Origin of the sequence: Pantoea sp. paga (assembly GCF_007558755.1) — a bacterium.
In the GTDB taxonomy this organism is placed as follows: domain Bacteria; phylum Pseudomonadota; class Gammaproteobacteria; order Enterobacterales; family Enterobacteriaceae; genus Pantoea; species Pantoea agglomerans.
The window spans coordinates 51,635-70,430 of record NZ_VLTF01000010.1 but is presented as its reverse complement, the minus strand read 5'-3'; the positions used below and the strand labels follow the sequence as shown (position 1 = coordinate 70,430).

Annotated in this window: 17 protein-coding genes; 6 read left to right on the top strand and 11 right to left on the bottom strand. The window is 55.2% G+C overall.

Annotated elements, in window-relative coordinates:
• Positions 1-47: 47 nt before the first annotated feature.
• The 3 genes from FOV68_RS20800 to FOV68_RS20790 all read right to left on the bottom strand — a co-directional run bounded on the left by FOV68_RS20800 (position 48) and on the right by FOV68_RS20790 (position 4,606).
• On the bottom strand, positions 48-848 hold the full coding sequence (locus FOV68_RS20800) for an MBL fold metallo-hydrolase (protein WP_031593086.1): 801 nt from the start codon (positions 846-848) through the stop codon (positions 48-50).
• A 77-nt stretch (positions 849-925) separates the two neighbouring features.
• Entirely contained in the window at positions 926-2,041 is a 1,116-nt protein-coding gene (locus tag FOV68_RS20795; protein WP_143991476.1) for a metallophosphoesterase, read from the bottom strand.
• A 237-nt stretch (positions 2,042-2,278) separates the two neighbouring features.
• The gene (locus FOV68_RS20790; RefSeq protein ID WP_143991475.1) at positions 2,279-4,606 is read right to left on the bottom strand and encodes an FdhF/YdeP family oxidoreductase; all 2,328 of its coding nucleotides are present in this window, start codon (positions 4,604-4,606) and stop codon (positions 2,279-2,281) included.
• A 228-nt stretch (positions 4,607-4,834) separates the two neighbouring features.
• Here FOV68_RS20790 and FOV68_RS20785 point away from each other — a divergent pair, with 228 nt between their 5' ends.
• Entirely contained in the window at positions 4,835-5,404 is a 570-nt protein-coding gene (locus FOV68_RS20785; protein WP_255473728.1) for a cyclophilin-like fold protein, read from the top strand.
• 173 nt (positions 5,405-5,577) lie between these two features.
• Here the strand turns inward: FOV68_RS20785 and yajD are convergent, their stop codons facing one another.
• A complete protein-coding gene (gene yajD, locus FOV68_RS20780) occupies positions 5,578-5,925 on the bottom strand; it encodes an HNH nuclease YajD (RefSeq protein WP_003850685.1) in 348 nt (115 codons plus the stop codon).
• Positions 5,926-6,259: 334 nt separating this feature from the next.
• Positions 6,260-6,427: a hypothetical protein gene (locus FOV68_RS24075; protein WP_009093121.1), complete on the bottom strand. Its 168-nt coding sequence runs from the start codon at positions 6,425-6,427 to the stop codon at positions 6,260-6,262.
• A 287-nt stretch (positions 6,428-6,714) separates the two neighbouring features.
• On the opposite strand from FOV68_RS24075, the gene FOV68_RS20775 reads away from it, so the two are divergent.
• Positions 6,715-9,819, top strand: coding sequence for an efflux RND transporter permease subunit (locus tag FOV68_RS20775; RefSeq protein ID WP_143991474.1), 3,105 nt, complete (start codon positions 6,715-6,717; stop codon positions 9,817-9,819).
• A gap of 49 nt (positions 9,820-9,868) precedes the next feature.
• Here FOV68_RS20775 and FOV68_RS20770 read toward each other — a convergent pair whose 3' ends face one another.
• Both FOV68_RS20770 and FOV68_RS20765 read right to left on the bottom strand, forming a co-directional pair.
• The gene (locus FOV68_RS20770) at positions 9,869-10,894 is read right to left on the bottom strand and encodes an alpha/beta hydrolase (protein WP_143991473.1); all 1,026 of its coding nucleotides are present in this window, start codon (positions 10,892-10,894) and stop codon (positions 9,869-9,871) included.
• Positions 10,895-10,962: 68 nt separating this feature from the next.
• Positions 10,963-12,087 (bottom strand): MFS transporter, encoded by a 1,125-nt coding sequence (locus FOV68_RS20765; protein ID WP_143991519.1) that lies wholly within the window; start codon positions 12,085-12,087, stop codon positions 10,963-10,965.
• Positions 12,088-12,289: 202 nt separating this feature from the next.
• Between FOV68_RS20765 and FOV68_RS20760 the strand changes: the two genes are divergently transcribed.
• Positions 12,290-13,186 carry a LysR family transcriptional regulator gene (locus FOV68_RS20760; RefSeq protein WP_143991472.1) on the top strand — a complete coding sequence of 299 codons (897 nt, stop codon included), beginning with the start codon at positions 12,290-12,292 and terminating at the stop codon, positions 13,184-13,186.
• Between the two features lie 63 nt (positions 13,187-13,249).
• Here FOV68_RS20760 and FOV68_RS20755 read toward each other — a convergent pair whose 3' ends face one another.
• Complete coding sequence (locus tag FOV68_RS20755) at positions 13,250-13,426, bottom strand: general stress protein (protein WP_074399946.1); 177 nt, start codon at positions 13,424-13,426, stop codon at positions 13,250-13,252.
• Positions 13,427-13,627: 201 nt separating this feature from the next.
• On the opposite strand from FOV68_RS20755, the gene FOV68_RS20750 reads away from it, so the two are divergent.
• Positions 13,628-13,924: a hypothetical protein gene (locus FOV68_RS20750; protein WP_064703128.1), complete on the top strand. Its 297-nt coding sequence runs from the start codon at positions 13,628-13,630 to the stop codon at positions 13,922-13,924.
• Between the two features lie 44 nt (positions 13,925-13,968).
• Here the strand turns inward: FOV68_RS20750 and FOV68_RS20745 are convergent, their stop codons facing one another.
• Both FOV68_RS20745 and FOV68_RS20740 read right to left on the bottom strand, forming a co-directional pair.
• Positions 13,969-14,256 carry a type II toxin-antitoxin system RelE/ParE family toxin gene (locus FOV68_RS20745; protein ID WP_031593074.1) on the bottom strand — a complete coding sequence of 96 codons (288 nt, stop codon included), beginning with the start codon at positions 14,254-14,256 and terminating at the stop codon, positions 13,969-13,971.
• Complete coding sequence (locus FOV68_RS20740) at positions 14,256-14,495, bottom strand: type II toxin-antitoxin system RelB/DinJ family antitoxin (protein WP_083070603.1); 240 nt, start codon at positions 14,493-14,495, stop codon at positions 14,256-14,258. The genes FOV68_RS20745 and FOV68_RS20740 overlap by 1 nt, the downstream gene beginning before the upstream one ends.
• Before the next feature lie 340 nt (positions 14,496-14,835).
• Here FOV68_RS20740 and FOV68_RS20735 point away from each other — a divergent pair, with 340 nt between their 5' ends.
• Positions 14,836-16,809 carry a methyl-accepting chemotaxis protein gene (locus tag FOV68_RS20735; RefSeq protein WP_143991471.1) on the top strand — a complete coding sequence of 658 codons (1,974 nt, stop codon included), beginning with the start codon at positions 14,836-14,838 and terminating at the stop codon, positions 16,807-16,809.
• Positions 16,810-16,913: 104 nt separating this feature from the next.
• On the top strand, positions 16,914-17,930 hold the full coding sequence (locus FOV68_RS20730; protein ID WP_039387390.1) for an NAD(P)-dependent alcohol dehydrogenase: 1,017 nt from the start codon (positions 16,914-16,916) through the stop codon (positions 17,928-17,930).
• A 49-nt stretch (positions 17,931-17,979) separates the two neighbouring features.
• On the opposite strand, the gene FOV68_RS20725 is transcribed toward FOV68_RS20730, so the two are convergent.
• Positions 17,980-18,648, bottom strand: a complete 669-nt coding sequence (locus FOV68_RS20725; protein ID WP_064703131.1) for a DUF2268 domain-containing putative Zn-dependent protease — start codon at positions 18,646-18,648, stop codon at positions 17,980-17,982.
• Positions 18,649-18,796 lie beyond the last annotated feature (148 nt).

The following is an 18,796-nucleotide window of genomic DNA, read 5'->3' as shown; positions in this document are numbered from 1 at the left end:
AACAGCCGCCTGTGGGCGGCTGTTCTCTTCTCAGCGTTTATAGCCTGCTAGGCCTGATGATCCTGCAGACAGGCCAGATACTTCTCTCCCGACCGCATCACCTTCTCTTTTGCCTGCTGATGGATATCCTGCCCTTCAAACGCGCCATACAGTTGCCCGAATGTGACGCCGGAGAGCCGATGCAGTATGTCGCCTACCGTAGCGGCTGACAGCGGCAGCATATTCGGGTAGCTCCACATAAACGACACGCCATGCGCACCCGGCGTGACCTGGATAATATCACCCGCCAGAATCACCCCTTCGCCTTCGTCCCAGTGCAGCACGCTGCCGCCGGGAAAATGGCCGCCCAGCCGTAACAGCGTCACAGAGGGCATCAGCGTCAGCGACTCGCCCTGCCATAACTGGATATGCGGACTCTTCCGCACAATCCATTGGCGATCGCGGGCGTGCAGATGAATGGGCGCATTAAACGCTTCAGCCCACTCCTGCATGGTGGTGTAGTAGTGCGGATGTGAAATGGCGATAGCATCAATGCCGCCCAGCGCCGCGATCAGCGTATAGGTGGCATCATCAAGGTTGGCAATGCAGTCCCACAGCACGTTGCCGTGCGGCGTGCGCAGCAGAAAAGCGCGCTGGTTGATGGCAAACTCAGGCACGGTTTTAAGACTTAACAGCGCATCGCTATGGGCCGTCCACTTATTGGCGTGGCTGGCGCGCAGTTCATCAAACGCGATCCAGCGCTGACCAGCGGCCGGAACGTACTGGCGTTCATCATCACAGATTTTACAGTGCTGATGAGTGGAATGAGCGGGATAAGCCGTTCCGCAGGCGGTACATAACATCGTCATGGTGATCTCCTTTGTCTCACTCAATCTTATGCACACCTGCGAAAACCGCACTTTCCTGAGGCTATTTCTTCACGCAACTACGGCTGGCGGCGAAGGGTAATCCGGGTGAGTTCTGAGGGACGACCCAGCCTCACCGCCATGCCTGGCCAGAGTGCCGTGCCGTTATTCACATAGAGCTGCATTCCACCAACCTGATAAAGCCCGGAAACAAACCCGGCGTTGGGTTTAGCAAACAGCCTGTCCAGCCCGATAATCAGTCCGCCATGCGTATGTCCTGAGAGCTGCACATCCACGCCCTGCGCTGCGTTCTGGCGTGCATTGCGTGGCTGGTGATCCAGCAGGATTACCGGCGCGTTTTCAGGTGCCTGTTCCAGCGCGCGGGCCAGATCCGGGCCGACCGCGTTTCTGCCGGGTGCGGAGGCGTCCGGCAGGCCGGCAATCACCAGCTTTGCAGTTCCGCGCTGGATAACGGTATGGCTGTTGAGCAGAGGTTGCAGACCCAGTGAGGCCAGATGCGCCGTCCAGATTGCCTGATGGAAGAAATATTCATGATTGCCGGTGATAGCCCATACGCCGTCAGGCGCTGCCAGCCCGCGCAGCGGCGCAACGTCCTGTCGTCGATGCGCCAGACTGCCATCGATCACATCGCCCGTGACCACAATCAGATCGGCTTTGAGAGACATTGCCCGTTCAACCATTGCGGCGGTCCAGGCCGCATTAAACAACCGGGTGATATGCAGGTCGGTCAGCTGCAGCAGCTGATAGCCATCGAATTCAGCGGGCAGGTTGGGCAGCGCAAGAGTCACATCTTTGACCGGCGGCACGCGTATCGCCTGCTGAACGCCAAAGGCAGCCAGCCCCATCGCCAGCACAACGGCCAGATAGAGAACACCGGGAACCAGCTCCAGCGGATGACGCAACAGCAGGGCAATCAGCATGACCGCATCCATCAGCATCTGAAGCAGCGCCAGCAGCAGCACGGTGCTGTAGGCCCAGTTAAACAGAATGATGATAATGCGGGGCATTTCAGCGGAAAAGATCCCGCCTGAGGTAAAACGGCTCACCAGCAGATATTGTGAAGCCAGCAGCACCAGAGCGGAGAGCAGGATCTTTACAGCCAGTGGCAGGGACAAGGGAATAATGACGCGCGCAATAACATACCAGCTGGGTAAGCTGAAAATCAGGTGAAACATGGCATTTTTCCGGTAGGGCGCTGAACATCTGCGCAGGCAAAAAAGAGTCGATCGTTTATAGAGCCGTTTTCAGGACTGTAGTGTATATGATGTTACCGTCAGGCTTGCTTCACGTCGGGTGCTTTACAGGCGGTAAAGCAGGCAGAGAGGATCGATAAAACTTCAGGGCGCGACAATAAAAACAGCGTGACCGGAGCACCGGCCACGCTGGCAACATTCGCAAATTGAGACGCCTGACTAGCGTAAAACGCCTGAGGTCGTCCGGGTCTCGTCAGTTACACGTTTCATGGATATCGGAATACTTTTATAGGCGGGAATGCCGCTTTTGGTATCGTGGCTGTCGAGCGGAACCATCACATTGGCTTCGGGATAGTAAGCGCCGACCGAACCTGGGGCCATATCAATAATCACGATGGTCAGGTTTTTCATCTGGCGCGAGGTGGGATTGCCATCCGGGTCCAGCGCCATCAGATCGACACGATCACCTACCCGTAACTGTCGCTTCTCCGCCTCTTCTGCATTGATAAACAGCACATCGCGGCGGCCTGTCACGCCACGATAGCGGTCATTCAGCCCGTAAAGTGTGGTGTTGTACTGATCGTGACTGCGCAGGGTAGTGAGCACCAGATCATGGCACTTCAGTGACCGGGGATCTTCATTGATGCCTTGCATCACTTTAAACTGCGCACGGCCAGAGGGTGTGAGCCAGACGCGCTCTGAGGCGGCATTATGAAGCCGGAATCCGCCCGGATGCTTAATCCTCTCATTGAAGTTTTCAAACGCCGGGAACACCGCTTCAATGGCATCGCGGATGCGGCTGTAATCGGCTGCCATGGCCGACCAGTCAACCACGCTGTCCGGCAGCGTTGCCTTCGCCAGTGAGGCGACCAGCGCCGGTTCAGACTTAAGATGGGGTGAGGCGGGATCCAGCGAACCGCGTGAGGCATGCACCATCGACATTGAATCTTCCACGGTGACGCTCTGCGCGCCGGTTGCCTGAACATCGGTCTCTGTTCGGCCCAGCACCGGCAGCAGATAATTATGTTTACCCAGTAACAGGTGCGAGCGGTTCAGTTTGGTCGCCATATGCACCACCAGATCAAGATTGCGCATCGCCGGGAACGTGACTTGTGGATCGGAAATCGCTTCCGCCAGGTTGCCGCCCAGACAAAGCAACGCTTTGGCTTTGCCGTCGCGCATCGCCTTTATTGCCTCAACGGCGCCGTGACCATGCTTCTGCGGCGGGCGGAAACCAAACACCTTCTCCAGACTATCAAGCAGCGATTGCGGTGGAATCTCAGTAATGCCCACTGTGCGATCGCCCTGCACATTGGAGTGACCGCGTAACGGACAGATACCTGCACCCGGCTTGCCGATATTGCCGCGCATCAGCAGCAGGTTAGCGATTTGCTGCACGTTCTGAGTGCCGTACTGGTGCTGGGTAATGCCCATGCCATAACAGATGATGGTACGTTCAGCGCTGGCGGAGAGCCGGGCGATATGCTGGATCTCCTCACGGGCCATGCCCGAGACTTTCAGGATATGCTCCCAGTCCGTGCTCTCCAGGTCGGCTTTCAGGGCGTCAAAGCCTTCAGTGTGCTCAGTAATGAATGCTTCATCAATGACGCCGGGTTCGCCTTTGCTCAGCGCCTCCTCGTGCATAGTGAGCAGGATCTTCATCACCCCTTTCAGCATCGCTGCGTCACCGCCCACCCTGACCTTGTAGTAGGTCGATGCCAGTTCAGTGGAGCTCATTGACAGCATCTCAATCGGGCTCTGCGGCGAAGTAAAACGCTCCAGGCCACGTTCACGCAGCGGGTTGATCGCCACAATAGTGGCACCGCGTTTCGACACTTCCCGTAGCGTGCCCAGCATGCGCGGATGGTTGGTACCTGGGTTGTGGCCGATACAAAGGACCAGGTCGCAGTGATCAAAATCTTCCAGCTCTACCGTACCTTTGCCGACGCCAATTGACTCCGGAAGCCCGACACTGGTCGGTTCATGGCACATGTTTGAGCAGTCAGGGAAGTTATTGGTGCCATATTCGCGGGCGAAAAGTTGCCACAGAAACGCCGCTTCATTGGAGGCGCGTCCCGAGGTATAAAACTCGACGCTGTCCGGATCGTCGTAACTGCGCAGATGCTCTCCAATCTCCCGGAACGCCGTCTCCCATTCGATGGGCTGATAGGTATCCGTAGCGGCATCGTACTTCATCGGATGGGTCAGGCGGCCTTCGCCCTCCAGATGCAGTGCGCTGCGCTCCCACAGCTCAGTCACGGTATGAGCGGCAAAAAATTCCGGTGTGGTGCGTTTGCTGGTCGCTTCCCAGGAGACGGCTTTTGCGCCGTTTTCGCAGAACTCAAATGATGAGGCATGTTGCGGGTCGGGCCAGGCGCAGCCCGGACAGTCAAAGCCCTGCGGCTGGTTGACTTTAAACAGGGCGATCACATCCTGCTTCACAGACATCTGGCCGCGGATAGCATCGGCAACCGCCTTCAATGCGCCCCAGCCTCCGGCAGCGCCCCCATAAGGAGCGATGCCATTTGTGCGATTTTGCTCTTTCATAATGCTCCACATTGTCTCTGTTGTTATTTATTAAGCCTGGTACAGAAATAGTTGCAACAACGTGGAAACCGGCTGTTATTCAGGGAAAATATTTCTCAAAATGTTTCGACAGTCCGAAACGTAAGCCGCAAATCAGTTCAGCACCTCAGATGAAGCGCAGCGCATCCAGGCTGTTGCAGAATAAGCGGTGCGTGAGTTCCGCCGACAAGGAGATGATGCAGGTGAAGGGTGAAGGATAAATCTTTACCATCAGGTAACGGCAGGTACGTGAGCCAGTTTATTCAGGGCTGGACGGCGATCGCAGTAACGCACTCCATGTCTGAACAGATGCGCCATAATCCGGAGAGCAACCTTATGAAAAGAGCCTTACTTTTGCTGGTTTTACTTTCCAGCTATAGTCTGATACCCGCTAAAGCCAGTGGCCCGGTTCGGGCAGGAGAGCTGCATCCCATGAAGATTATTATGACGATCAACCATCAGTCGTATGAGATTGCGCTGGCGGATAACGCCACCGCGAAAGCATTTGTACAGCAACTCCCGCTGACCATGACGATGGCGGAGCTGAACGGCAATGAGAAGTTTGCAGACCTGCCTGCTGCTCTTAATAACGATCCGCACAAACCCGGCACGATCCAGCAGGGCGATGTGATGCTGTATGGCAATAAGACGCTGGTTCTTTTTTACGAGACATTCCAGACCTCCTATAGCTACACGCCAATAGGAAAGGTGCTGTCGACAGATAGCCTCAAAAAGAGTGTCGGTGAAGGGGGGATTAACGTACGGTTCACCCGGCCATGACTGATATCAAAATCTGAAATAACCGGCTGGTAAAAGATTCATATCGCGCTGAGTCTGGCCAGGGTGGCATCTGGCACGACGGACTACACTGCGTTCTGGCCGCGGCCAGACGTTGTGAGCCTCTTCGGGAAGCGAGACTGTCAGGCCGGTCGGCCAGCCTGACAGTTCAGCCATTACTTCTTCTTATTCAGCATCGACTTCAGGTCAGCAAAGGGATTGTAGGTAGCCTCACCGACATCTTTTTGTGCGTCCTCGCCAGCCACTACACGGGTGCCATACTGGTCAGCCTCGGTGTACTTTGAGTGCTCGTGGTCATGACAATAGAGACACAACAACTCCCAGTTACTGCCATCTTCCGGGTTGTTGGTGTGGTCGTGATCGATATGGTGAACCGTCAGTTCGCGCAGGTTTGAATAGACAAACTCGCGTGAGCAGCGTCCACACACCCACGGATAGATTTTAAGTGCTTTCTCACGGTAGCCGCTTTCCAGCCGCGTATAGTTTTTAGGGATCAAAGCCATTGCCGGGATAACCTGTTATGCAGAGAAAATTTTACGATAGTGATGCCAATATATCCCATAACGGAACAGAAGAAGAAATCATCGTGTTCCGCGGGACGGGAGGCTTTAAAATCCAGAGGGTTAGCTGAAAAACAGCGTAGCCGCCTTATATGATTTTTCCAGCACGTCTCGCAGTTCTGTATAACTGCCGGGCCTGTAAGAAGGCACAAAATCCTGTCGCTGTGATGAAATGTGAAAAATAATAAATCTCTACGATCCCGCTCGCGCTAACCCCATTAATCAGCAGGATAGTGCCCTAAACATCCCTGTTTACCGCTTTGCTTAAAAAATGACATTAAATGTAATGCATGACACCATAAACGGCCCAGAAAATGGCGTTAGCGCCCAGATAAGTCCAGCACCCCCAGTAGGCTATGGGTTCACGACGGGTGCGGAGTTTAGGCAGGAAGGCCAGTAAATAGAGGGCAGAGGCGATAAGCGAAACGAAGTAGAAAAATTTCATGGTTTTCTCCTGATCAATATCCTTTATTTGAGGATAGTCAGGGCTCACCATTTTGCTTAATGCATCATCAGATTCGTTATGGATCGGCTTTCTCTTTGATGCCTACATCGGATGTCAGCACAGTTAAATCCGCGATAAATCGAAAATGCAGCGTCACGGGATCCCTCAGCTTTAAGAAAAGAACACGTCAGGATGTTCAGCCTGAGGTTACACCCTATAATCAACGCTGTTTGTTAGCCTGCAGGAATGCAGGTTTTGCACCCGCCCAAAAGGAAGAGATCCCGCTGATGTTTTCTCGTTTTTTTATTTATCGTCCCGTTTTTGCATGGGTTGTTGCCATTTTAATCATGCTGCTTGGCGCGCTCTCTATTACCCTGTTGCCGGTTGAACAATATCCCGATGTTGCACCGCCTTCGGTGAATATCAGCGCAACGTACACCGGTGCTTCTGCAGAGACGCTGGAGAACAGCGTCACGCAGGTGATCGAGCAGCAGCTTACCGGGCTGGATAATCTGCTCTATTTTACCTCCAGCAGCAGTTCACAGGGGAATGTGTCGGTTACCGTCACCTTCAGTCAGGGCACCGATCCGGACACGGCTCAGGTGCAGGTGCAGAACAAGGTGCAGCAGGCACTCTCCCGTCTGCCCAGCGAAGTGCAGCAGCTTGGTGTTACCGTGACCAAATCGCAGTCAAACTTCCTGCTGGTGATGGGGTTGTATGACACCACGGGCAAAAGTAACAGCACGGATATCGGTGACTGGCTGGTCAGTAATATGCAGGAGCCGCTGGCCAGGACCGAAGGGGTAGGTGACATCCAGGTGTTCGGCGGTCAGTACGCGATGCGCATCTGGCTCGATCCCTTCAAACTCAACTCCTTTGCGTTGCAGCCCTCCGATGTGTCGGCGGCAATACGCTCGCAGAACATTCAGGTTTCAGCCGGTAAAATCGGCGGCCTGCCATCGCCTGATAATCAGCAGCTCACCGCCACGGTCAGAGCGCAGTCGCGACTGCAGACGCCAGAGCAGTTCCGAAACATCATCGTCAAAAGCGACAAAAGCGGTGCCATCGTGCGCGTGGGTGATGTGGCGCGGGTGGAGCTGGGCGGCGAATCTTATGACATGACCACCCGACTCAACGGGCATCCTGCGGCGGGTGTCGGTGTGATGCTGGCGCCGGGCGCAAATGCGCTGGCCACCGCGACGCTGGTGAAAAACAAAGTTGAAGAGTATCGCCACTCAATGCCGGAAGGTTATGAGGTGGCCTATGCGCTCGACAGCACTGACTTCATCAAAATCTCCGTTGAGGATGTGGTGATCACCCTGATCGAAGCGATCGCGCTGGTAGTGGTGGTGATGTACCTGTTCCTGCAGAATATCCGTGCGACGCTGATCCCGGCGCTGGCGGTGCCGGTGGTACTGCTTGGCACCTTTGGCGTACTGGCGCTGTGCGGTTACACCATCAATACCCTGACGCTGTTTGCTATGGTGCTGGCCATCGGGCTGCTGGTGGATGATGCCATCGTGGTCGTCGAAAACGTCGAACGCATTATGCATGACGAAGGTCTGCCGGCGCGTGAGGCAACGGAAAAGTCGATGAAAGAGATCTCCGGCGCGCTGGTGGCTATCGCGCTCGTGCTCTCCGCGGTATTTCTCCCCATGGCCTTTTTCGCCGGGTCGACCGGTGTGATTTACCGGCAGTTCTCCATCACCATCATCGCTGCCATGACCTTCTCTGTGCTGGTGGCACTGACCCTGACGCCTGCACTGTGTGGCATGTTGCTGCGGCCGACCTCACCCCATCGTAAAGGCTTCTTTGGCGGTTTTAACCGCTTTTATGCCGCCACCGAGCGCCAGTATCGTCACAAAGTGGTAAGCACTCTGCGCCGTCCGCTGATCATGGTGTCGCTTTATACGGCAATGGGCGTGGTACTGTTTGTGATGTTTACCCGCTTGCCGGGTAGCTTCCTGCCGACTGAAGATCAGGGCAGCATCATGCTTCAGGCGACATTGCCAGCGGGTGCTACGGCCAGCCGTACAGAGGCAGTCAATCAGCAGATAGTTGACTGGTTCCTGACCGAAGAGAAACAGAATATTGATGTGGTCTTCACCATCAACGGTTTTAACTTCAGCGGTGCTGCGCAGAATGCCGGTATGGCGTTTATCAAGCTTAAGAACTGGGATCAGCGACCGGGTAGTGAAAACTCTGCCGAAGCGATTGCCGGGCGCGCCACCTACGCGCTGGCGTCGATTCGGGATGCGCAGATTTTTGCGCTGACGCCGCCGTCGGTGCCGGGTCTGGGACAGAACAACGGCTTTACCTATGAGCTGCTGGCCAGTGGTGGCACCACGCGTGAACAACTGGGCAACCTGCGCGATCAGCTGCTACAAAGCGCAGCGCAAAGTCCGGAACTGCTCGGCGTGCGGGCCAATATCCTGCCACAAACGCCGCAGTTGCAGGTCGATATTGATACCAGCAAAGCGGTGGCACTGGGACTGCAGCTGGATGACGTGACCGATACGCTGACCAGCGCCTGGGGCGGTGCCTATATCAATGACTTCATCGACCGGGGTCGGGTAAAGCGGGTTTATGTTCAGGGCGACGGTCAGTATCGTTCATCACCTTCGGATCTGGATAAATGGTACATCCGTAACAGTGAGGGCACCATGACGCCATTCTCGGCGTTTGCCTCGACCCGATGGACCATGGGACCCGAAAGCCTTAATCGCTACAACGGCTCTGCCTCCTACGAAATTCAGGGTCAGAACGCCGAAGGGTTCAGCTCCGGCGATGCTATGAACACCATTGAGCGACTGGCCAATGAACTCCCGGCAGGGACTACAGGGGCATGGAGCGGTCTTTCGCTGCAGGAGAAGCAGGCGGGCGGGCAGTCAACCACGCTGTATGCGATCTCGATTCTGGTGGTTTTCCTCTGTCTTGCTGCGCTGTATGAGAGCTGGTCGGTGCCTTTCTCCGTGCTGTTAGCGGTGCCGCTCGGCGTGCTGGGTACCGTGCTGGCGGTGGCACTGCGCGGATTAAGCAATGATATCTACTTCCAGGTGGCGTTGCTGACCACGGTCGGACTCACCTCCAAAAACGCGATACTGATCATCGAATTTGCGGAGGATGCGGTTCATCGGGGAAGTTCGCTGAGTGCGGCTGCGTTGCAGGCAGCACGAACCCGTCTGCGGCCGATAATGATGACGTCGCTGGCCTTTATCGCCGGGGTGATCCCGCTGGCGGTGGCGACGGGTGCCGGTGCTAACAGCCGCATCGCCATCGGCACCGGTATCATCGGCGGTACGCTGGCAGGCACGGTACTGGCGCTGTTCTTTGTTCCGCTGTTCTTTGTGCTGGTGAAGCACTACCTGACCCGCCATCGCAAAGGCCAATAACGCAGAAAGCCCGTCTGCAGGCGGGCTGGTATTAATGATCAGCGGAAGATTACAAATGCTGTTTAAAGAAGGCGGTCAGCTTCGCAAACGGGATCAGGTCAGTGCGGTCATAAAGGTCCACATGGCCTGCATCAGGCACGATATAGAGCTCTTTGGGCTGTGCCGCACGCTGGAACGCATCTTCGCTGAACTCGCGTGAATGCGCTTTATCACCCGTGATGAAGAGCATCGGGCGCGGTGAGATGGTCTCAATGTCATTAAACGGATAGAAGTTCATGAACTTCACGTTGCTGGTGAGCGTCGGGTGCGTGGTCAGCGCAGCTGAACTGTTTTTCGGGGTGAACTCACCGCGAGACGTCCGGTAAAAATCATAGAACTCTTTGGCTATCGGAGGCGAATCAGCATCGATTTTATGTGGTGTACCACTGGTGTACTCAGTTTTACCCCCGGTGAACTCTACATAGCGTTGCTGTGCCGCCGCTTCAATGATTTGCTTGCGCTGCGCCAGTGTCTGGCTTTTATTAAGTGCATTACGGTTGGCTGACCCCATGTCATACATGCTGACGGTAGCAATGGCTTTCATGCGGGGATCAATCTTCGCTGCGCTGATGACAAAACTGCCACTGCCACAGATGCCCAGCACACCAATCCTGTCGCGATCGACAAATTGGCGGGTACCCAGGTAATCCACGGCGGCGCTGAAGTCTTCGGCATAGATATCCGGAGAGACCGCGTTGCGCGGCTGGCCTTCACTTTCGCCCCAGAATGAAAGATCAATTGCCAGGGTAACAAATCCCTGCTCAGCCATTTTCTGCGCATAGAGGCTGGCGCTCTGCTCTTTGACTGCGCCCATCGGATGACCTACCACAATCGCCGGAAGGCGCACCGTTTTACCGGCCTCTTTCGGTCTGTACAGGGTGCCGGTCACACCCATCTGATACTGGTTTTTAAAGGTGACTTTCTCGCGGGTGACTTTATCGCTTTGATAAAAGTTATCGGCGCCGCGTGACATATCGGCAGCGCTGGCCGCAAATGAACTGAGCAACAGTCCAAACATCAGAGTTAATGCTCTCATAAGAAGATCCTTATCGGGGTTGACGACATGAGGGCAACGGGTTGCCCGGTTAAACAACGCATCTGCTATCAGGCAGCGCTTTCCTTACGGGCGGTGATCATCGCCAGTCCGGCGGCAGTGACCAGTAATGTGGCGCTGATGGCAAAGGTGGTCTGCCAGCCTGCATGGTCAAAGGCCAGGCCACCCAGCGTCGACCCCAAAGCAATCGACAGCTGTACGATGGCCACCATTAATCCGCCACCGGTCTCGGCATTATCCGGAAAGGTTCTGGCGATCCAGGCCCACCATCCGGTTGGTGCCGCTGTTGCCACCAGTCCCCAGATGCCAAGCAGTGGCGCCACCAGCCACAGGTGATGACCGAACACCATGAGCAGCACCGCAACCAGCGCCATAATCAACGGGATGATCATCAGGGTCAGATAGAATCCGCGCTGCAAAACAGCGCCGATAATCAGCGTGCCGATAAAGCCGGCGACGCCAATAGTCAGCAGCACCAGCGACAGCGCAGAAACGTCAACCTGCGTCACGGTTTCCAGAAACGGGCGGAGATAGGTAAACAGGGTGAACTGGCCCATAAAGAGCAGGCCGCAGGCGGTCAGACCCACCGTAACCAGCGGCGAACGCAGCAGCTGCAGGATTTTTCCGCTGCGCTGCCGGGCCGAATCGACTGGCATCGATGGCAGCGTTAACGCCTGCCAGAGCAGTGCGATCAAGGCTACCGGCACCAGGCTGAAAAAAGCCCCGCGCCAGCCGATGACAGAACCGAGATAGCTGCCCAGCGGTGCAGCGATAACCGTCGCCAGCGCATTGCCGCCGTTGAAAATGGCCAGCGCGCGCGGCACCTGCCCGGTGGGTACCAGCCGGATAGCGACCGCCGCTGACATCGACCAGAAACCGCCAATCACCACGCCAATCAATGCCCGGCCAGTCATGTAAGTCAGATAGTTGGGTGCCATCGCCACCATCAATCCGGATAGTGCCATTACCAGCGTGAGCGCCAGCAACAGAATTTTGCGGTCGAGGTTCCCTGCGATGCGGGTTATTGAGAGGCTGGTGATCACTGCCAGTACACCGGAGATAGCGATGCCCTGTCCGACCAGACCTTCGCTGACCGCCAGATCTTGTGATAACGGCGATAACAGGCTGACCGGCATGAATTCAGAGGCGATAAGCGCGAATACACACAGCGTCATTGCCCAGACACCACCCCAGTGCGCTTCTTTATGCCGGGGGGAACAGTCAGTTGTTTCCGTGGAAGTCATGTTGTTTCCTGTTTCATTGTTTGCGGTGCCGATGAACTCAGGAAATTTTACTGTTTCGCTTTATATTGACTAACTAATGAATCCTTAATGGGGTTATAACCAGAACTTATAAATCTATCGGCGGAAGTGCAGTATGAAGCGCAACATGAATGACCTGCAGGCTTTTATTACCGTGGCGCGTGAGGGCAGCTTTACCCGCGCGGCAGCGCTGCTGGGCGTGACGCAACCCGCGTTAAGTCAGACCATTACCGCGCTGGAAAACCGGATGGAGATTCGGCTGCTTACCCGCACGACCCGTAACGTCTCACCGACCGCAGCGGGTGAACGGTTAATCCAGGCGATTGGCAACCGGTTCGATGAAATTGAGGCGGAACTGGATATGCTGACCGCGATGCGGGACAAACCAGCCGGCACAGTCCGGATCACCTGCGGACCGCATATTCTGAGCTCGCTCCTGATGCCAAAACTGACGCCATTGCTGGCGGCTTATCCTGATATCCGGCTTGAGTTCGATGCTAATCATGGCTTACGCAATATCGTGGCCGACCGATTTGATGCAGGGGTCAGGATGGGAGACACCATTGATAAAGACATGGTGGCGATGCCGATAAGCCCGCCATTACGGATGGCTGCGGTGGCCACGCCCGACTACTTTCGGCGTCATGCTGCGCCGGAGATACCGCAGGATCTGCTGCATCACAACTGCATTAACATGCGGCAGGCGACAGCGGGTGGGTTGTACGTCTGGGAGTTTGACGGTGAAGAGGGGCCGTTAAATGTACGGGTAGATGGACAACTGACGTTCAACACCTCGGCACACATTGCAGAAGCGGCTCTCGCCGGGCTGGGGATCGCTTTCCTGCCTGAACAGGAAGTCGCAGAAGGGCTGGGGCAGGGCACCTTGATCCGCGTGCTGGAGCGCTGGTGCGAGCCGTTTCCCGGCTATTACCTCTACTATCCCAGCCGCAAGCAACATTCACCCGCTTTTACCCTGGTCAGAGAGGCATTAAGGATAAAAGAGGGAGCATGATGAACCTTATTGGGATAGATGCCATTCCATGGCGTAATACGTCCTAAAGCGCTTTATTCAGAATTACTTAGAAGGACGGCGACTAATTTTGCCTCCTTTCCGACCGGCTTCCCTGGCTTTTTCAGGATCGTTTTTGAAATTGCCCCCACTGACCTTGCCTCCTGCACTGCCAGCTTCACTCGCCCGTTCTGGATCGTTGGCAAAATTGCCGGCACCACCTCTGTATTTCTGTTGTGTCATAGGAAGACCTCATATCAATGTTCCATTAGATAAAAAGGACTAGCTAGTCACATCTGCAAGCATAGTCGTCCGCTTCGTTTATGCAAATGCACAGACTTAATTTATTGATAATAGTGATGTTAATTTTTCGAAAGGGGATGGTGTCGGCAGGGCTGTGGGGGATGAACTACGCTTACAGACCTGACGAAAAAGGAGAGTGCTATGAGTAATGCGACCTTAATCGACACGCTTGAGCTGGGTTCTGACGAGCAGAAACAGAAATATGAAATTTACGGCGATGATGCACAGACGCCCACTTTTGCTGTGATCTACCGGCAGCAGGGCGATAGCTGGCAGCAGCTGGATGAGAAAATCACGTTCGCCGCGCAGGATGAACAGCAGGAAGCGACGGGATCAATGGGCTACGGTTCCGGCGACACGCTGCCAGATTTACGCGACCTGCCTGCCGAAGCTCGGGAGCGCTGCGAACAGCACTGGAACCAGCAGAGTGACGGGTAAACAGGAATAGCGCCGCTTTGTTTGTTAGCGGTGAAGTCGCCTGTTTAAGAGAGACGCCTGGAAGCGGCAGAACAGACCTCTGAGCGCTCTCTTTTCCCGACAGCCACCACAAAAACGACCACCCGGTCATCAATAACCTGGTATGCAAGTCGATAACCGGATGACTTTAGCTTGATCTTATAGCAGTCAGGCATCCTGCTGAGTTTGTTCGCCTCAATTCTGGGTGACTCAAGACACTCAGCCAGCTTCTTTTTAAGCTGTTCACGTACTGTCGGGCCCAGCTTGCGCCACTCTTTCAGTGCCCTCTGATCACACTCAAGCTGCCAGGGCATTAAAGCTTGTCCAGCGTGATCCTGACAGGCTCAGGATTTCGCAGGCGTTCTTTCACTATGTCTACTAACGCCGCATCTTCGTCACTGAGTGATGTCTGCTTAAAGGGAAGACGTTCATTATCTGCAATATATGCAAGCATAAGGCGCAGCGCGTCAGAGGGCGTCACACCCATTTTTTTGAGCGCAGCAAAGGATCGTCTCTTAAGATCATCATCAATTCGGATGCTAATTGAACCCACAGTGAACCTCCTTTGTATTTACAGTTACCGCATTGGTAAGCCAGCATCGCAAACCTGTTCACCCGCACAGCCTTATATTTTCCCGATAAAATCACGCTAAAGCTTATTTTATGCTACGAAGATGTAACATATTCATCCATTAAACCAACTACAGCAATCGTTAAAGCTTTTCCCGCTACTGGCGATAACCAACTGGCGTTGAGTGCGCCGATCATTGATGAACCCGGCACTCCGCGACGAGTTCTGAACGCGAACGGACCTGCTTTTAGCCCTCCTTTTATACACACCAGAAAGCGCTAATTTAAGCGCAAATTACTCAAATAAAAGCGAATATAATAATATGTCGATCATTAAGACGATCAAAAGACGCCTGCCTGTTGCCCGTCTTTCGCGTAGCAGTCAACCTGCCAGTGGCACCTACGATTGTCGTGCGTTGCCAGATTCACTGGCCTCCATGGGTTTAAGCTCGCGCGCGGGCGGGATCCTGATGACCTTCGTTCCGCCTGAAGCCGATTTTCAGCGGGTCAGTCAGGCCTGGCAGCGCTTCAACTCCGCCGACCTGACGGTGTTGACGCTCTCTTCCAACGGCGCGCTGAGCAGCAGCAGATCGCAAAGCACCTACTGTGATGGCAATGGTCCGGAGGGAAGCTACCTCTGGCTGCCGGACACACTGATCGCACGCCATGAGACGCATATTGTTGATCTGCATGTCGCCGACACCCAGACCGCCAGCCAGCGCATCACCGCCATCCAGCAGGAGCTGGCGCGCTTGCAGGTGCGGATGCCGCTCTCGGCCGATCGTACTTTCGCCATGATTTACTGTGATGGATTGTCGGCATCTGAAGGCTTTCTGATGCAGGCCTGGTATAACAGCGGGCGCTTTCCCTGCCTGGCGATTGGCGGTTCGGCCGGGGGTAAAATCACCTTTGATGGCACCTGGATTGGTACAGGTGGCAGGGTGTTGCAGGGCAAGGCGGTGATTGTGTTCTGCCAGATGGCGCCAGGAAAATCATTTGCTCCTTTTAAAAGCCAGAACTTCACGCCACGCGATCAGAGCTGGCTGATTGCTGAAGCCGATCCGATTGCGCGCACTGTGACGTCAGTGTTTAACCGCCAGGGGCAGCAGCAGTCGTTTGTTGGGGCGCTGTGTGAACATCTTAACTGCAACGAAGCACAACTGAGCGAACGGCTAAAGGGACTCACTTTCGGCGTTAAAGTTGGCGGCGAGTTCTTTATTCGCTCGATCGCCAAAATTGAATCGGGCGGCGTACACTTTTTCTGCGATCTTGAGTTTGGCGATCGGCTGTTCCTGATGGAGGAGAAAGACTTTAAACAGACGACGCAGCGGGAGTGGCAGGCTTTTACCGCTCAGCATGGCAAACCCGCGGCGATCCTGATGAACGACTGTATCCTGCGTCGCGTCGGCAATGCCGACAAGCTGCATAATGCCCACTTCTTCAAAGGCATTGCCGCCGCCGGTTTTTCCAGCTTCGGCGAAATCCTGGGCGTGCCCATCAATCAGACGCTCTCTGCACTGGTGTTCTTTAATCATGACGTCAAAGCGATGAACCAGTTCCCGGTAGAGTACGCCGGCTACGCGGCACACTACGCGCAGCGAGCGTTGCGCCGCTGGGAAGCGCTTAACAGCGTTCAGACGCGGGTTCTGGATCGGGTTATCACTTATCAGCAGGCGCTGACGCCGCTGATGGAGGCGCTGCCGGTGCTGGAAACAGCCACTCAGAGCCAGGGAGAAACCCTGAGCCTGGCAGAGAGCAGTATCCGTAACATCAGTAACATCGCCACCGAGAGCCAGCAGGCTCAGGGGCGGCTGGATGATGGTCTGGACGATCTGGAGAAAATTTCCAACGGCATCAATGAGATTACGCATGGCATCAGCAATATTGCTTTCCAGACTAACATCCTGGCGCTGAATGCCGCAGTAGAAGCGGCTCGTGCAGGCGAGGCTGGGCGGGGATTTGCGGTGGTCGCGGGCGAAGTTCGTCGTCTGGCGCACTCCTCCAAAGAGCAGGCCGAAGCCACAGCCAGTAACATCGGTGAGGCAGTCAGCACCATCTCACGTATCCGGCTGGTGGCCAGTGATTCGGCGCAGACCGCCGCCCAGATGGCAGAGCGCAGTATCAGTGCAGCCGATACCCTGGCGGCCATGAATCAACAGACGCGACATGAGCGCGCTGACATTGCGAAGCATCTCGGCAGCCTGCGTGAACTGACGCAGGGGATGGATGCGATGCAGGAAGCCGTCGCGCAGCTCAAGGTGTTACAAACTCTTTCCGGTGCGCAGGTTAAGGGCTGATTTATCAGCATAAAAGATAAAAAAGTGCGGTGTAAGCGTAACGACCAGGCAGGGCGGGCTTTCAGTTGTTACACTTGTCGGTGATTAACCACGCAGAGGTATGAATGAAAATTAAAAGTTATGCAGCCATGCAGGCTGGCCAGGCCCTTGAACTCTATGAGTACGATGCCGCCGAACTGGCAGCCGAAGAAGTCGAAGTCCAGGTCGAATATTGTGGCGTCTGCCACTCAGATCTGTCGATGATCGACAACGAGTGGGGCATCTCTCAGTTCCCGGTGATTGCAGGACATGAAGTGATTGGCCGGGTTTCAGCCCTGGGCGAAGCGGCTAAGAATAAAGGTCTTTCAGTCGGCCAGCGTGTAGGAATCGGCTGGACAGCAAAAAGCTGTCAGCACTGCGATGCCTGTATTAACGGCGAGCAGGTTAACTGTCAGCAGGGCAGCATCCCGACCATCATGAACAAAGGTGGTTTTGCCGAGAAGCTGCGTGCTGACTGGCAATGGGTTATTCCGCTGCCGGAAAAACTGGATGTGGCGAGCGCCGGTCCGCTGCTGTGTGGCGGTATCACCGTGTTTAAACCGCTGCTGATGAGCAACATCACGGCGACCAGCCGTGTGGGTGTGATTGGTATCGGCGGACTGGGCCATATCGCAATCAAGATCCTGCACGCGATGGGTGCCGAAGTGGTGGCATTCAGCTCAACGCCGGATAAGAAGCAGTCAATCCTGGATATGGGCGCGGATGAAGTGGTTAACAGCCGTGATCCTGAAGCCCTGAAAAAGCAGGCAGGCCGTTTTGACCTGATCCTGAGTACTGTGGCGGTCGACCTGGACTGGAAACCTTATTTCGCTGCGCTGGCACCTCAGGGTAAATTCCACACCGTGGGTGCCGTGCTGAAGCCGATTGAAGTGAGTGCTTTTGATCTGATCCTGGGCGACAAAGCGGTGACCGGTTCATCAACCGGCTCACCAGGCCAGCTGCGTTCGCTGCTGCGACTCGCCTCGCGTGCGGATATTGCGCCACAGGTTGAGTTCTTCCCGATGTCTGACATCAATAAAGCGCTGGATCACGTCCGCGCCGGTAAAGCCAATTACCGTGTGGTTCTGAAAGCCGATTTCTGATGCGAATCTGAAATAACATGCCGCAGCCTGCTGCGGCATTTTTTTAACCTCAATTTGTCAGCAAGCCCTTAGCCAGCCCCGTGGCAATCACCTCATCGGCTGTCACGCTGAACCATTTCTCTGTAGCGCATTCCGCGTTATCACGGCGCCATGCGGCAACCATCTGGTAGCCCAGCGTATAGCCATACCATCGGCGAAAGTCACCCGTGCCGAAGAACCAGGCAGAATGATCATAATGAGGGCTTTGCAGCGTGGTCAGCGGCACTGGATTAGCCTGCAATTCGCTTAGCTCTATGGCTCGTTCCCACGGCTCTGCTGCCGTTTTAAGCAGCCAGCAGACGAACTGACCCGCCAGACCTTCGCTGACCAGCGCTTCACCCAGCGTCCAGCCATATCCCGGTCCGCGCATTCGCAAACAGTGATGGACTTCATGCACGATCTGCCGCACCAGCGTGCCATTTTCCAGCATCCCGGGCAGATTCGGATTTGCCGGGTCAATGGCCAGGCCGAACAGGGTGGGACTGTAAGCCCGACCTGCAAAACCGGTTTCAGGAATGACTGCCTCCGGCATGCACTGAACCAGAATATCCAGAGGAGGGACACGCGTCACGGAGGAGAGGTGCTCGCAGGCGAGCTCAGCGGCCCTGACTATTGACGATTTATAAGGCCCGACATCACCCGATGCCTCCAGCCAGTGCAATTTCCATAAGTCGTTCACAGACTCTCTTGTCAAAGGTTAATAATCAGAACACAGGTCCGGGACCCGCCAGGGCTACTAATATTTTAACCGGCAATGCTTTTAACAGACATCGTCAGAGAGCGTTATCGTTGTCGGTAAAGAGTTAAAAGCAACTTCCGGAACTTCT